This is a genomic window from Flavobacterium sp. ACN2 (assembly GCF_002303885.1).
Classification (GTDB): Bacteria; Bacteroidota; Bacteroidia; order Flavobacteriales; family Flavobacteriaceae; genus Flavobacterium.
Map to the genome: position 1 here is coordinate 197,165 of NZ_MRCM01000010.1, position 17,176 is coordinate 214,340.

General features: G+C 34.3%; 8 protein-coding genes. All 8 read right to left on the reverse strand.

The annotated features are described in order from the left end of the window. Window positions 1-16: 16 nt before the first annotated feature. The 8 genes from BSF41_RS14145 to BSF41_RS14180 all read right to left on the reverse strand — a co-directional run bounded on the left by BSF41_RS14145 (window position 17) and on the right by BSF41_RS14180 (window position 16,786). Window positions 17-3,043, reverse strand: coding sequence for a TonB-dependent receptor (locus BSF41_RS14145; protein WP_095930149.1), 3,027 nt, complete (start codon window positions 3,041-3,043; stop codon window positions 17-19). 455 nt (window positions 3,044-3,498) lie between these two features. Next, window positions 3,499-5,091, reverse strand: a complete 1,593-nt coding sequence (locus BSF41_RS14150; RefSeq protein WP_095930150.1) for a solute:sodium symporter family transporter — start codon at window positions 5,089-5,091, stop codon at window positions 3,499-3,501. A gap of 3 nt (window positions 5,092-5,094) precedes the next feature. Then, window positions 5,095-6,111: a GntR family transcriptional regulator gene (locus tag BSF41_RS14155; protein ID WP_095930151.1), complete on the reverse strand. Its 1,017-nt coding sequence runs from the start codon at window positions 6,109-6,111 to the stop codon at window positions 5,095-5,097. A 70-nt stretch (window positions 6,112-6,181) separates the two neighbouring features. After that, window positions 6,182-8,386, reverse strand: coding sequence for an alpha-galactosidase (locus tag BSF41_RS14160; protein WP_095930162.1), 2,205 nt, complete (start codon window positions 8,384-8,386; stop codon window positions 6,182-6,184). Window positions 8,387-8,397: 11 nt separating this feature from the next. Further along, the gene (locus tag BSF41_RS14165; RefSeq protein ID WP_095930152.1) at window positions 8,398-10,371 is read right to left on the reverse strand and encodes a sialate O-acetylesterase; all 1,974 of its coding nucleotides are present in this window, start codon (window positions 10,369-10,371) and stop codon (window positions 8,398-8,400) included. 10 nt (window positions 10,372-10,381) lie between these two features. Continuing rightward, complete coding sequence (locus tag BSF41_RS14170; protein ID WP_253251829.1) at window positions 10,382-12,337, reverse strand: alpha-galactosidase; 1,956 nt, start codon at window positions 12,335-12,337, stop codon at window positions 10,382-10,384. Between the two features lie 443 nt (window positions 12,338-12,780). Next, window positions 12,781-15,462, reverse strand: coding sequence for a T9SS type A sorting domain-containing protein (locus BSF41_RS14175; RefSeq protein ID WP_095930154.1), 2,682 nt, complete (start codon window positions 15,460-15,462; stop codon window positions 12,781-12,783). A 274-nt stretch (window positions 15,463-15,736) separates the two neighbouring features. Beyond that, on the reverse strand, window positions 15,737-16,786 hold the full coding sequence (locus tag BSF41_RS14180) for a proline iminopeptidase-family hydrolase (protein ID WP_095930155.1): 1,050 nt from the start codon (window positions 16,784-16,786) through the stop codon (window positions 15,737-15,739). Between the last annotated feature and the right edge of the window lie 390 nt (window positions 16,787-17,176).

The window sequence follows — 17,176 nt, forward strand, 5'->3', positions numbered from 1 at the left end:
TTTATAATTAATTTGATTAAAGAGATACATTTAATCCTAGAACTACCATTCTAGATAAAGGATAAGAATCTCCTCCTTCAGGGTCATAACCTTTATATTTAGTTATAATAAATAGATTAGATCCCGTTACATAAAACCTGCAATTTTTAAGAAAAACACTTTCTGCAACTTTGTCCTGTAATGTATACGATAATGTAAGTGCATTTAATCTTAGGAAAGAAGCATCTTGTATTGCCTTATCTGTTTCTCCTAAAGTATATCTTCCTCCTCCATAATAAGCTCTTGGTATATCTGTATTCGTGTTAGTTGGAGTCCAACGATCCAAAAGATCTGTATGTGCTGCACTCATTCCTCCTGAGTTCATATAGCTTTCGTAGGTACCACTTGGTCTCTTACCTCCTATTGAATATGCAAATACTGCATTTAATCCAAAACCTTTATAATTAAGATCTGTAGAAAAACCACCATAATAATCAGGATTCAAATCGCCAACCACATATCTGTCTTGATCGTTTATTACGCCATCTCCATTACGGTCTTTAATTTTAATATCTCCTGCCTGAACAGTTCGGCTACCATAATTTACTCCACTAAGGTCTTCTCCTTGTTGCGCTATACCATCATATTGAAATACATAAACTGTGTTTACTGATTTTCCTAAGAAAAAGTTCCCAGTACGTTGGATTTCATTGTTACTATAACCTCCTAATTTGTATATCTCTGTGGCATCTCCATAAAGTTTTGTAACCTTATTTTTTGCTGATGATATATTGGCAGAAACATTCCATTTAAGATCTTTGTTTTTAATAATGTCTCCGCTAAGTTCTAATTCAAATCCTTCATTAGTTGTAGCACCAATATTATCCAATTTATATTTATATCCTGATGAAACTGGCATATTACGCAGCATCAAAAGATCATCATTATTTATATGAAAATAATTCGCGCTTGCAGTCAATCTGTTTTGGAAGAAACCAGCATCTAGTCCGATATTAAACTGTTTTTGTTTTTCCCATTTCAAATCAAAATTATCGATGTAATTATCAGATACGTAAGTTCCAGAATTATTACTCACTTGCGCGTTATATAATGCAAAGTATCTGTAAGCATCTACATTCTGATTTCCTACCATACCATAACCTACACGAAACTTAAGCTGACTTAATTTTTCAAATCCTGAAAGGAAATTTTCTTTAACAATATCCCAGCTTCCTGCTATAGAAGGAAAAGTTCCCCATTTGTTATTAGGACCAAATTTAGAAGAACCATCTCTTCTTATTGTACCGGTAATATTATACTTCCCATCAAAAGTATAATTTGCTCTAGCAAAATAAGATTGGTTTGTATAATCGGTAAACTTCGAGTCTAACTGGGTATTTTCCTTTTGATATGCTCCTGATAATGCCATATAGGTCAAATCATCACTAACAAATCCGCGGGCTCTAACCTCTGTAGTATTACCAGAATTACTCAACACAGAAAACCCTCCCATTATACTTACGTCATGCTTTTCAGCAAAAACTTTACTATAACTTACAGTGTTATCCCACTGATAATTCAATTGTGAATATCTATAATGATGCGCTTCCCCATCCATAGAATTTCTAAGTGATTGTCCTGTGTAACTTGGCACATAATCAAAATTTGCTTGATCTGTAATATCTACAGATAAGTTTGTTCTGATATCAAGTCCCTTTACTGGTTTTGCACTTAAAAAGTTACTACTTGTAAGTCTATTGCGTGCGCTTGAATTTATAATATCAAGACTTACTATCGGATTGTAAAGATTTTGGTCAAATACTTCACCATATCTCAAATAAGTAGCTTTTGGGTCTATAGGCAATAACGGGTTTGCTCCCAATGCTACACCAAAGGCACTTTCTTCCTGATAATTAGTCTCGCTTCTAGAAAAAGTAGTATTGGTACCAAACTGCAACCATGATTTTAAATCCTGCGTTAGGTTAATTTTTCCGTTATATCTTTTAAAATCAGAGTTTTTAAGAAGTCCCTTTTGATCAACATAATTAAAACTTACGAAATAAGTTCCTTTTTCTCCTCCTCCGCTAAAACTTAAATTATGGTTTGTTTGAAAACCTGAACGTGTTACCTGATCTAACCAATTGTAACTTTTACCCGTTCTGTAAGACTCCAATTCATAAGGCGCAAATACAGTAGAACCATCTGATTTAATTTGATTAATGTAAGCTGCACGATCAGCTCCAGGATTTTCGTCCATATAGCGATTTGCATAGGCATCAACTCTTAAATCAAATAACTGCTGGCCATTCATTAACGGAAGAGTTCTCGCAAATTCAGATACTCCTGTCCATGTATCATACTGTATTTTTGCTTCTCCCGATCTTGAACCTTTTTTTGTTGTAATTACGATTACTCCATTTGCAGCTCTTGAACCGTATAATGCTGTAGCAGAAGCATCTTTAAGCACTTCCATACTCGCAACATCATCTGGATTAATGTTTTCAAAATTGCCATCGGTAACTAAACCATCGATTACAAATATTGGGTTACCGCCAAAGTTTAGCGAATTATTTCCTCTAATTCTTATTGTTCCTGTTTGACCTGGTACAGCATTCTGTTGTACATATACACCCGAGGCACGTCCTTGCAGTGCCTGCACTACGTTTGGCGTAGGAACTTCTCTAAGCTTGTCACCAGAAACACTGCTTACAGCTCCCGTTAAATCTCCTTTTTTTATTGAAGCTCCAACTATCACAACTTCATTCAGTTCCTGAGTGCTTGGAATCAAGGAAATATTAATTTCAGATTTATTTGCAGCTGCAGTCTTCGAATCAAATCCTATAAAACTAAATTCTAGTGTGGAGCCAGATTTTACGTTTAATAATTTGTAACTACCATCAATGTCTGTTACTGTAGAATTCTGAGTGCCTTTTACCAGAATGGTTGCTCCAGGCAAAGGTAAATTTAGATTATCTGTAACTTTACCGGTTATGGTTTGGGAGTAAAGTGTACCGGCACACAGCATAACTACTAAGAAGCATAAGTATCTTATTGCAATTCTCATAATAATTTGGTTTTTAGTTAATAAATTAGAGAGTTAGTTTTTTTATTTGTTTATTGAGCATATAGGAGAAAACGAATTGACTTATACTATACTATACTACAACATTACAAACATACAAATATTTTTATTACATCCAAATTTATGTTTAAGAATTTGCTATTTTTTTCTGTGATTTATTTCGTCTTTATTACTAATACATACTAATAAAAACGAAAAAGAGAATAAACAATGTTTTAATTTAAAGAAATATCAGACAAAAGAAGAAGAGGATTTTGCTTAAAACAAGGAAAATCGTATGAATCCGACACTTTGTAGCATAATTATAATTTCTCAAAAAAAAGGAAAATTTTACTCCTCTATTGAAACAAAAAAGACGCACAAAAGTGCGTCTACTTCAAAAGACTTTAAATCTTAGTATCTCAGAATCTTAGCAACTCAGCAACTTATATTCTAAACTAAGCTACACCCCACTTTGAAAACAATATAAAGATACTCACCATACCAATTAATAAAAGGGTAAAATACCAGTATCGGTTTTTCCAAGGAGTCAATTCCACAGATTCTAGTTTAATTTCAGCATAACTATACGTAGGATAAAATCTTGAGACTAGCAACATGCACACAGAAGTAAGAACAAAAAGCATGGCCAACATATGCAGATAATGCAATTGAATATCCAGAACGTAGTTACAAATGATATAGCTCACAATAAAAAATATCATTCCAATTTTTGCTGCTTGAGGCGGCACTTTTTTAAATACAAAACCAACTAAAATGATAGTGAAAATGGGCACGCAAAACATACCTCCCAATTGCTGTAAATAGGTATAAAAACCTGCTTTACTAAATATTATAAATGGAGCTGAAAACATCGCTAAGGCCGAGACAATAATCTCAAACTTTCTTCCGGTATACACCAGATGTTTTTCGGTCACTTCTTTATTTCTTCTCTCCAACCATGGTTTGTACAGATTTAAAACAAACAATGTGCTACTGCTATTAAGTCCTGCATTAAAGGTACTAATCGCTGCTCCAAGAACAACTGCAGATGTTAATCCGATCATAACTCCTGGCAATGTGTCTCTTACAACAAGCGGAAAAACTTCTGCTGTATTTTCAAGTTTATCATAAAGATGCACTCCAACTAATCCAGGAATATTAATAATAAAAGGACAAAGTAACTTTCCTAGACAAGCTAGCCCCATACCTTTCTGGCTGTGTGACAAACTTTTAGCCGAAAGTGCTTGCTGTACAATAAACTGCTCCATTCCCCAATAATACAGGTTCATAATAAACATTCCTGTAAAAATGGTACTTAAAGGAATCTCGTCGTGTGGTCCTCCAATAGCGTTTAAATGTTCTTTGTGTTGTGAAAGTAAAATATGAAGACCTTCGAACCAGTCTCCATTTCCTAAAAATTTGAAACCAAAATAAGGAAAAGCGATTCCAATAGTCAACAATCCGATGCTTAAAACGGTATCGCTAATTGATATCGCACGCAGACCGCCTAAAACAGAATAAGCACAGCCTGTAAGTCCGATCACCCAAACCATAAACCAAATGTTCTGCCAATAGGTTAATTGTAAAGGCTCTAGAAAATTAAACATGCCAGTAAGGGCAACCGCACCCCCATATAAAACGGCTGGAAGCAAATTGACAACGTAACTGCATAAAAAGATAATCGAAACCAATCTTTTAGTAGAATGATCGTAACGCTTTCCAAGATAATCTGGAATAGTCATGGCTCCAGTACGGAAATAAATTGGAAGGAAAAATTCAGCAACCAAAAGCATGGCTAGCACAGAACTTACGCCCCATGCTATCACGCTCATATTATTGGTATAAATGGATTCATTCTCGCCTATAAACTGGTTGGCACTAATATTACTTAGCAGTAAGGCTCCTCCAACAATGAAGAAATTATTGTTACGGTCGGCAAAAAAAAGTCCTTCTGTTGTCTGTACCTTTTTCTTTCGAGTTTTTAAGGCCGAAATAACGGCAACCAAACCTGTTATTAGTAAAAAACTAACAATGGATAAAACATTCATAAATTACAACGAATTTCTATCTATAAGAACTGTTGGAATAATCTCCTGCGTTTTTTTTCTGTTTAAAACAAAATCGGCTGCTCTTTTTCCCATTTCTGCGAAATCTGTAGAAAATGTTGTCACACCATCAAAAATAATCTCTTTTACGATATCATCATTGTGTGAGATAAAACCAATGTCTTTACCAATTTTTAAACCTTTAATTTTGGAGTCTTTTAGCATTTCCCAAAGTTCAAGATTATGAATAGTAAAATAGACTTTTCCTTTTTCAAGAGAACCCGCTGTATATTCTTCTTTTATAACTCCTTTGATATCATAATCTTTCATGAATCGCTTAAAGGAATTTAGAATTTCATTAGGTTCTGCAGAAGATGGTTTAAAGAAGAAAATCAACTCATCGTATTTTTTAATTTTATCTTTAAGCTGCACAAAAGCATTGTAAGACGAATCTCCAAACTCTTGTGCAACATAATTATAGTCTTCATCTGTTTCTATAAAACGGTCTACCAACAACACTCTATTGGTTGGCAATTGCTTTAAGATATCAGGTGTTTTCTTATTAGGAATCGGAGCTATAACAAACATTCCGTATTTTCCTTTTATACTCTGAACAATGTTTTCGAATGTGACAAAATTATTGTGATGGAAGAAAATATCCAATTGCACATTCTTTCCAAGACCTTTTCTAAAATTCTCATAAAACGTTTCCTGAAAAATATCAAATGCAAAAATCAATAATGCCACTTTCAATTCCTGTTTCACATCATTGGTGGCAACAAAGTAACCCAATCTATTTTTGGATTCGATTATTCCTCTGTGTACGAGTTCTTTGTATGCTTTGGCAATAGTTTCTCTCGCAAAACCCAATTCGCTTATAAAAGTGTTAACAGATGGAAGTAAATCGCCTTTTGTGACAACTTTTTCATCAATGGCATTAATTATTCCCTGAACCAATTGCTCATGTTTAGATAAAGAATTTATAGATTCTAGATTTTTGATCTGTTGAATAATTTGCTTCATAAAACGTTTTAATAGGTATTTATTTAGAAAATATAGTATTACAAATATATACTAATGTTTATAATTTATTTTAGGCCTTAGTAATTTTTAAAACAACACTGCTGTTTGATGCTGTAACATTCGGATTAATTCCAACCTGCATTAAGAAATCGCCCGAATAAACAGCTGTTTCTACCACTGGTTTTTTATCTGGATATACGTTAATCTCCTCTATTTTATAATTTTGACCTGCTTGCAATCCTTTTAATTTTATTGGAAGATGTGTTCCTGCCTCATATCTAGAATTAACAGAATAGCTAAAAACCACTCCTTCATTTCCATTTTTATTGACAAACATTACAGAAGCCGCATCATTACCCCACGGATTTTGCAAACGATATTGATCTCCCTGCCAAATTGTATTGCTCAACTCGTTATAGTTTTTTATTGCTTTCTGTGTAAAAGTCAAATCTTTCTCATTTAAATCTTTTACTACAATATCAAAACCTAATCTTCCCATCATGGCAACATCTGTACGATATTTTAAAGGCTGTTTCCCCCAATCTGTAACGTGTGCCGCAATAGTTAATGCTGGATAAAAATACGAGTATTCATATTGCATATATACACGCTCTAAAGGATCTGTGTTATCACTTGGCCAAAATTCTGTAAAGTATTTCAAAGCTCCGTAATCAACTCTTCCTCCTCCACCAGAGCAAAGCATCATTGGTACCGTTGGATATTTTGCACGAATACGTTCTAATACTTTATAAAGCCCAGTTACATAATCCGTGTAAAAGTTGTTTTGTTTGTCTTTTAAATAATTAGAATATGCATTGTAAATTACGGCATTACAATCCCATTTAATATAAGCCAATTCTGGATTTTCAGTAAAAAGATTATCCACAACCCCATAAACAAAATCTTGAACTTTTGGATTAGATAAATCTAAAACCAACTGATTACGGAAATAATGTTCTGTTCTTCCTGGCTGTTTTACAATCCATTCTGGATGTTTTTTGTACAAATCACTCGCTGGACTTACCATTTCTGGCTCAATCCAGATTCCGAATTTTACCTGGTTGTCTTTTGCTGTTTTTACTAAAGCTCCAATACCATTTGGCAATTTCTTTTTATTGACATCCCAATCTCCTAAAGCCGCGTCGTCATTGTTACGCGGATATGTATTTCCAAACCATCCGTCATCTAACAAGAACATATCTACACCCAATTTTTTACTATCGGCAATTAAAACTTTCAATTTATCTTCATCAAAATTAAAATAGGTTGCTTCCCAGTTGTTTAATAATGTCAAACGATCTCCTTTTCCGTCTAAGATTTTATAATTTCTAGACCAGTCGTGCAGGTTACGGCTTGCATGCCCTTTTCCTTTAGCTGATAAAGTGTACCAAAATTTAGGTGTTGTAAAAACTTCGCTTTTAGCTAATTTATAAGCCGCAGCAGCATTATTAATTCCTGAAATTACACGAAGATTATTTAACGGATCTAATTCTAAATCGGTTCTAAAATTTCCTGACCATTCTAGACCTGCAAACAAAACTTTTCCTTCGTCTTCTGATGCTGGTTTATCTAAGGAAACCATAAATACCGACGGCTGAAATAAATTGGTACGTGAGCCTAATTTAGTATCTAAAGTTTTGATTCCGTGAGTAAGTTTAGCTTCCTCCAATTGCATTTCTTTTGCCCATTCTCCATGATATTGATTTAGCCAGAAACTATTATATCCTTTTAAATACAAATTAGCCGAAGCGTATTTGTTTAAAGTAATACTTCCTTTTTCGTTATGCTGAATAGTGGTCCATTGTTCTATAACATCTGTATCGTAATACGCTTGAATAAACAAATGAACTTCAACAGGATAAACAGGATCTTTTAATGTAATTTCCGTCTGAAAAACTCCTGTAGTCACGGTATTGGTTTTGTGGCTTACATACAACAAATCTAACGAAGTGTTTCCGTCAGCATGGGTTACAGCAATGGCTGGTTCCAATAAATTTTTAGATCCAGAAGCGGTATAAGCAGCATTGTAAATACCTGAATAATCGGTTCCCTGACGAAACTGACCTTGTATTTTGGCATAATCTGAATCGTTTGCCAATTTTTCTCCTAAATAAATAGTGCTTACTTCTTTTCCTGAATTTACCTGTAAAACCAATGCATTAGATTTTGTTTTTACAGCAATGATCTGTTGTGCTGTTACTGAACTGCAATAACTCGTGAGAATAAAAAATGCTATCGCAAAAGACTGCCTTAAATTGATACTTTGTTTTTTCATTTTATTATGTGTTATTTTTTTACTTTTTCTTCTTGTGTAATTCCTTTCCAAACATCTGTTCTAAATGACGATGCAGGAAGACCTGATACATTGGTCAAATTTCCATTTGGATTATCTGCCCAATTGTATCGAACCGCTACAGGATTTGTAACGTTCTGCGCATATACTACTACTTTTCCGTTTACTATTTTAGCATCTGCCCAATAAAATTTCTGGTCTGATCCTGCAATAGAAAATCCTTTCAGTACACCTTCTTTAGATTTAATATCTGTATTAAAATCAAAATCTAGTACAATCATATTGTTTTCAATTTTATACGATTTATAAATTGGTCCCGAATACTCAATTTTCATATTATACAATTTTGCCAAAGCAATGTTAGCAAGACGGCCACCTACATCTTGTTTGTTTTTTGGATGGATATCTTCTCCGTTTCCAATATCGGTTGTAACTGCCATTCCTGTGTTTGGAAGTTTTAATGTCAGAAATTGCGCCTCTCTTAATTCGGCCCAATCAGAATCTCCTGGCTGCTCTTTCTGCTGCTTGTAATTGGCTAACTGCACAAAGAAAAACGGAAGATTTTTGTCTTTAAATTTTTCCCGCCAATCATTTATCAAAAGCGGAAATAATTTTTGATATTGATGTGCTCTTTCAGCATTACTCTCCCCTTGATACCAGATTACTCCCTTTATTTTATAATCTAACAGAGGTGCAATCATGGCGTTGTATATCGCACTTGGTCGGTTTTGACCTTGAGCTAAATACGGTTTTACAGGTAAATCTTTACTGTCTGCGCCAATACTGTATTTCCAGTCTCCTGCTAATGAAATAGTTTCTTTTTCTGATTTTAAAGCGATATTTTCTTCCCCGTAAATTCCTCCATTCCCTGCGCCATCAAATACTCTTATCGCAATTACATTTTCTCCCTTTTTTAAATATTGGGCTGGAATAGTATAATGGCGTTCTACATTGTAACCTTTAGTTTCTCCAATATAATTTCCGTTAACCCAAATTAGATCGTCATCATCAGCAAAATAACTCAGAGTAAAATCTTTACTAGTATCTGAAATATTGACTTTTTTTCTAAACCAAACTATACCATCAAAATTTCCTAATCCGTTGCTGTCAAAAAAAGAAGGCACCTTCATTATTTTCCATGAACTATCATCAACTTTAGACGTTGCCCAAACTGCTTTTCCATCTTCAAATCCTTTATCTGCATTAGTAAGATGTTTTTCCCAAACCGCAAGCTCTTCATCATATTTCTGTTGCAAAGCTTGTCTGCTTGTTTCAGATTTCATAGCTTCAATTTCGGTATCAAAATCATGAATGGTGCTTAACGCTCCAGAACTTGTCCAAGCTTCTACAAGAGTTCCTCCCCAAGAAGAATGAATCAACCCTATCGGAATCTTTTTTTCTTCGTAAATCTTTCTGGCAAAAAAATAAGCCGTCGCACTAAAATCAGCAATAGTTTTAGGGTTGCAGACATTCCATCCGTCGTGCTGTACTTTTAGTGTGTTTAATGGTAAAGTGCTTTCAACATGTTCGGCTTGCAATAATCGTATTTGCGGATAATCAGCATTTGCGATTTCTTCTTTGTAATTATTGATTTTCCCCCAACCTTCCAAAGGCATTTCCATATTACTTTGTCCTGAACAAAGCCAAACTTCTCCAATTAAAACATTTTGCAATGTTTTTAAATCTCCATCATTTATTGTAATTGCAAAAGGTCCGCCGTAAGCAGGAGTTTTTAAAACTACATCCCACTTACCATTTACAACATTTGTTTTATATACTTTTTTATCCCAAGAAGTTGTAACGGATACTGATTGTTTATTGCTTTCTCCCCAAAACCGAACAGCACTTTTTTGCTGCAGCACCATATTATCAGTAAAAAAAGATGGCAGTGAAACTGTTGCATTTGCTATTGTCGAAACTAGACATATTACGGCCAATAGTACATTATTTAAAAGATACTTTTTCATGCTTAATCTATTAGCGTTTTACGATTTTGTATAAATGAGCATCTTTGGCCTCCAGCTTCACATTTAAGCTGTTGTTTATTATTTCATTCTTTTGAGAAGTCAAAATATCTTCCATTTCATACTTACCTTTTTGAATATCTAATCTCTCAAATGGTAATGCGTAACTTTTTGCTTCATTTCCATAATTTAAAACCGCCACATACCAATCGTTGCCTATTTTTTGTTCGAAAACTTCAGTCGTTTGTTTTCCCGTATTTCCTTCAACAGGACGGAAAGCTACTCCATTTGAAATAATTTTAAGCAATTCCTTATTTTGAAGCCATTCTTTGGCGCGCTTGCTCCAGATTCCTTCTTTACTGTAATCATCACCAGTGATTAATGTTCCTGTAATTACAGACGAAATTAATCTTGCACGATTTTCGCCCTCTGTGACATCAGCAAAAACAACATGATCTGCATCAATATAATCATACGAATAGGTCTGCCACCAGCCGTAGTTGACACTATTCAAAGTATATTGAGTCTGTTCGATGGTTTTCCATGCATCGCACGCTATACGTCTCACATGCACGTAACGAGAGGTTGCCATACTTGGAGAAATTGCGGCATAAATTAGCATTTGTCCATCTAATGCATTTACCAAATGTTCCATTCCAACTTTGTAAGCCTGCATTCCTGTTGTGATATTTTTATCATAAAAAGAAGAAGATTCGGCTGCTGCGTGTCCCAGAAAATCAATTTTAATCATTTTGAAGCCGCACGCTTTGAGTTTATTAATTACATAATCAACACGTTTCAGCGTACCAGGATGTGTTGGATCAATTGCGCGTGCGCCATCAAAATCAAAATACGTATTTCCGGTTTTTGTCCACATTTCGCCAAAAGTATAATCGCTTCCCTCTGCTTTACGGTTTGGTCCATCTTTCCATCCCCAATCTGTAAAAGGCGCCCAATATACTCCCGGTTCTAATCCTTTATTTTTACAGTAATCTGCGAATTCTTTTACTTTACTAAAGTCTCCTGTAAAACCACCTTTGACCATATTATCCCAAAAAGAGTCAAGATCTATATAAGCAGTATTTCCCACTCGAAATTGCGGAACTTGGTTCGAAAAAAAATCTACAACTTTAGTAGTGTTTTCGTAATTAATTTTTTCCATCAAAACGCCCCAACTGTTCCATCCAACTGGAGTTGGCTTGTTCCATTCAAAAACATACGGTTTTTCTACAATGCGATTGGTTTTGGCATATTCTTCCATTCCATTTCTCCAATCTGAATAATAACCAACAAAGAATTTTGGCGACAATACTTTATTGCCTTTTACCAAACCATGTGCAATACTGTCTCGTGTAATTTCTTTTTCGGAAAAGCCTGACCAAGCTGAAAGCAAAGGTTGTTTATCTTTATTAATTGATTTTACAGCACTTTTCCAAACAGTATGTTCCAAAGAACCAACTATAAAACCATTTCTAGAGGCATTATTGAATACTATTCCAACTTCTGCACTTGTATTGTTTGAAATTGTATCCAATTTTTTAGAATTATAACTAATCCAAGCATCATTGTCATAAGGAACAAAAACTGTATGAAGGTTTTCTATTTTATCAAAAGTAATTTTTCCTAAATCTAGCGGTGCAATGTAATTGGTTTCTATTTGTTGTTTGTTGGCTAAAATTTCAATTTGAGTTATAAAATAAGATTGATTATTATACGTGAAGAAATTTTGAACTAGGGTTGGATTATTTTTATCTGTATACGTAAAAACAAATTTTGTTCCTTTTCCTAAATTATCTGTGAAAGTTTCTTTTGATAAAACAGCTTCTGCATAATCATTAAGAGAAATTGTTTTGCCATTAACAACAACTGAAGCTTTAGCTCCAGAAAAAATCTTTTTCCCAAACTGATTTACCTCAATTGTTTTTTGTTTAGCATCATAGGTAATAATGCCATTTTTGCCAAAAGTCATTTTGATTGTTTTTTGTCCCTGTGTTGAATGACTAAAAAAAAGTATCATTATAACAGGCAAAAACAGTTTTTTTACTAAAAAATAGTGTGGTTTCATTAAATCTATTTTTGGTTATTATACTATTCTATACTACAATGATACGAATTAAAATTAATCCCGCAAGAACAATGCAGAAATTAGTGGTTACTTTTTTCTCTTATTGAAATTCAAAAATCTGTATATCAGCAAATTAAACACTTAAAAAAGAGTCGAATTTTTTCCACTCAAAATAGTCATTTTGACAATATTTATAGGATAATCTCAAAAAAACAACTAAAAATTTGCCTCTAAAAAAAATATAATTCAAAAAATATTGTTTTTGATATTCTAAAGTAATCAAATAAAAAATCCCGATTCTCACCTAAAGTGAAAATCGGGATTTTTAAAAACTTCTATAAATCTATTTAATTCTTAACAAACTTAAAATGTTGAACAGGATACTCAGTTGCTTTTACTTTTACCATATAAACACCTTTTGAAAGTCCGTTTACTGGTATTTCTGAGCTAATCGTGCCTTCAGTAGCCATAGAGGTTTTCCAAACTTCTTTTCCAGTTATATCATATACTGAAATTGCGGCAGGGCCACTGATTGCCTGATCAAATTTAATTCTAAAACTACTGGATGCTGGATTAGGAAAAACATAATTAGTAGAAGCTGTAGGCCAATTATAACTTGGAGCACTTAATGTTCCTGAACTATAAATAGCATAAATAGCGGCATCTGCCTGAGGCAATTGAACGCTTAATACACTTTGAGCTATAGTTGTTGCTCCCGAATAAAGTTCTTTAACAGTATAATTTCCAGATCCAAGGCCAAGACGACTTAAACTGATATTATTTGTTGTTGAAGTGTTTCCGTAGTTAAAAACAGCTATGTAAGTAACATCGTTGTGTGTTGCAGAAAAAATATTGGCTGCATTATAACCTGTATTTCCATCAGCAGGAAGGAAATGCATTTCATTACGAGCAACATCCATCACATCGTTATTTTGCAAAAGATTCTGTGCAGTTGTTTTCCATTGACCTGCAACAGAAAAATCATCGCCAGCAATTACCGTTCCTGTGACTACGCTGCTTAATAATCTCGCACGATTTTGTCCGATTGAAGCATTCCCAAAAACAACGTGATCTGCATCTATATAATCGTAGATTTGATTTTGCCACCAGCCGTAAGTTGTACTATTTAAAGTATAATCTGTTTCATTTATGTTTGTGTAAGCATCGCAAGCTATGCGTCTTACGTGCGCAAAAGGACCAGTTGCCAAATTAGGAGATATTGCAGCTTGAATCAACATTGTTCCTCCAATTTCATCAATCAAGTATTTCATTCCTTCTTGATATGCTTCCATACCTGTATGAAGCTGATTATTTGCAAAACTGTCAGCTTCAATACTCGCATGTGTTAAAAAGTCAATTTTTATCATTTCGAATCCTGCGGTTTTAAAACGATTTATAAAATAATGAATTCTCGCCTTAGTACCTGGACTTGTTGGATCCATTGCATAAGCTCCATCCAATTCTAAAGGATTTCCGTTAACCATAGTCCAACATTGATTATAATTATATGAACTGCCTTCAACCTGACGATTGTATTTTCCCCAATCTACAAAAGGAGCCCAATAGATTCCAGCCTTAAAACCTTTACTTTTTGCATACGTAACAAATTGTGCCAGTTCAGCATCGCTCATATTATCCCAATAAGAATCAAGATCAATAAACAAAGTATTATCCTCTGTTTTGAATGCAGGACAATCATTATGAAAAAAATCTACAACTGCTTTTGCTTTCGTTAAGTTAACATTGGTCTGCATAGCTCCCCAGCTGTTCCATCCCATTGGTTTTGGCGCTGTCCAGTCAAAAATATATTTTGGCTGCATTGCGGCATTCGCTTGTGCAAATTCTTCGAATCCTGTTCTCCAATCGTCTGTAGCATTGATCATTACTTTTGGAGAAGGACAGCTTGTTTGGCCTACATTTACCCAGCCATGGCCTCTTGCGTCTCTTGTCACATCTTGTTTTGTCCAACCCGCAACAACCGAAACGTAAGCTGATGAAGAACCGCCTCCGCTTACTGTAACACCCGTTTTCCATTTTGTATGTTCCAAAGAACCAATTACTAAACCTTTACGATTGGTATTATTATAAATATTAGTTACTTCTGATGCTGTAAAGTCAGCTGAATTTAAAGTATAAGCATTGTATCGAATCCAGGCATCATTATCATAAGGGACAAATACGGCTCTAGTATCTCCCGTTCCAAAATTTGGTGTTACCTGATTACTCGTTAAAGGAGACATTTTATAACAGTTTGATCCATTTCCTGTCAAGACCACTTGTACAGCCAAATAATTCTTATTTGTATAAGTATAAAAAATTTGCTGCATGCCTAAAGTATAATTTCCACTTAAGCTAAAAATGTGTTTAGTTCCTGTTCCTACATTATCTGTAAATGGTTCTGAACTATAAACAGCCGAAGCAAAATTATTACTCACATATTGCTGATCACTGTTTGCATAAGCAGACGCATTACTAATTACAGTTGCACCATTAAACTTTATACTATATGTTTTATTCGTTAAATTATAAACAATACTATTGTTATTCCCAAAAGCGATGGTTTGGTTAGTTCCTGCCGCCAAAGGTGTTAAAATAAATTTATCTAGATTAGGAGCCCATGAATTGGTATTATCCCAAAGCAAAGTGGTTGTTCCGCTGTTCAAATAGACACTTATATTTTTAGAAGCTGCTGTACTCCATCCTCCGCTTGGCTCACAAGGAATTGCAATGGCTGTGGCTGAACCTGCAGTTAGCCGAATCGTACGAGGATCTCCTGTACAATAAAACAATTGCAAATTGTACCAGCCTGTTGCTGCGACAGTAACATTTACTGAGACACTGCCAGTTCCTCCTAAATTACCTACTATTTTTCCCGAACAGGAATCGCAGTTTTGGATATCGGCATTTCCTGTACGGCTACCATTTTCAAATTCATAACTCTGACCCCAGCTGCAAATCGTTAATAAAAACAGCATTGAAGTCAGCAAGCTTTTAGCTGATACTTTTTCTTTTGTAATTTTTTCTTGCATAGTTATTATTATTAGTTAGTAAGATCTAGCACAATACTATACTGTACTATACTACAATAATAATAAAAATATTAATACTATTAAAAGCCAATCGCTTTAATTATTTTATAGAGAGCAAATTAGAACTTTCTAAATCAGAAATACCGCTTTATCAAAATTAAAAAAGAGAGGAGGTTTCAGAAAAAAAAGCAGTAATTAAACTATAACTAAAACAAAGCACTATAAAAAGAAAAAGCTCCCAAATATGAGAGCTTTCAATTCTATAGTCAATGTATTATTTAATGGTCGTATTATCTGTATCTTTAATAAACTTAATCAAACCTTTCATGTAAACATCCTGATCATCGTACATGCTCATATGACTTCCGTTAGGACAATACAAATAGGTGCCATTTTTCACTTGAGAAGCAATCCATTTCATATGATTAGGATCCATGGTATCATATTCTGCCCCTATCGACAATGTTGGCACGACAAGTTTTGGAAGCTCTTTTTTAATATCCCACTTCTCAAGTTTTCCCGACAATCCAAATTCACTTGGCCCCTGCATAGTCACATACAAAGACTGATTTATTTTACTAAATGATCTGTTTACAGGTTCTGGCCACTTATCAGCATCTAAACGCAGAATGTGTTTAGTATAAAAATTAGGAAGTAATAACTGCATGTATTCCGGATTTTCAAAATCTTTATTTTTCTCTATTTCCCTAATCCTCGCCAAAACTTTAGGATCCATCTGCTTTGCTAACACTGTATCCGCATATTTATCATAGTCAATAGCGCTCATCATCATATTTGAAATAATAAGTCCTTTAAGATTTTGTTGATACTTCAATGCATACTGCGAAGCTAAAATCCCACCCCATGAATGACCTAATAAATAAAAATTACTCTTATCTAAACCAAGAGCTATACGCACCTGTTCCACTTCTTCCACATAACGATCCAAATCCCAAAATACTGGATCATTTGGATTATCAGAGTTGCCTGTTCCTAACTGGTCGTAATAAATAAACTCTATCCCTTCCTGAGGCAAAAAGCTTTCCATACACTCAAAATATTCGTGGGTCGCTCCTGGTCCTCCATTTAAAAGTAATAGCTTCATTTTTGGATTATTACCTACACGCTTAGTCCAGACCTTAAACTTCCCCTTCGGGGTACTAATTTCAATCATCTTTACCCCTCCTGTCTTTATACCTGTAGATCCATCTTTCAAATAAGAACTTAAATCCGAATTTTCTTCTTTAGCAGTATTTTTATCACTACATGCCGAGAAAAACAGCATACTTACAATTGACAAAAAGATATTAGTATAGACATTCATAGGTTCGTTTGATTTAAATTAATAGCATCTCGTTTTGTAGTTCTAATATACTAAATTTCATTAATCATCAATTCAATAATTAGTATAGAAAGAGAACTAATAACAGAAAAGTTTCTAATGTCAATGGCGTTTCCCTCTGGGCCGTGCTGTCCGCTGTATCTTTTGCGGATGGATGTTTAGGGGAAAAAGAAGCCCTTCGTGCCCCGCAAAAGGATGCCGCTCCCATCACTAACGCGGCCATCTATTGATAAGCAGCCATTATCGGATCAAGAACAAATCTTGGGGAGGAATGTCAAAATAAAATAAGAGATTTGTACTCTAAGAATTTAAGATGGATCCTATAGAGCTTTTAAAATTTATGCTTCCTGATTTTTTAGTCGACCACTTTGA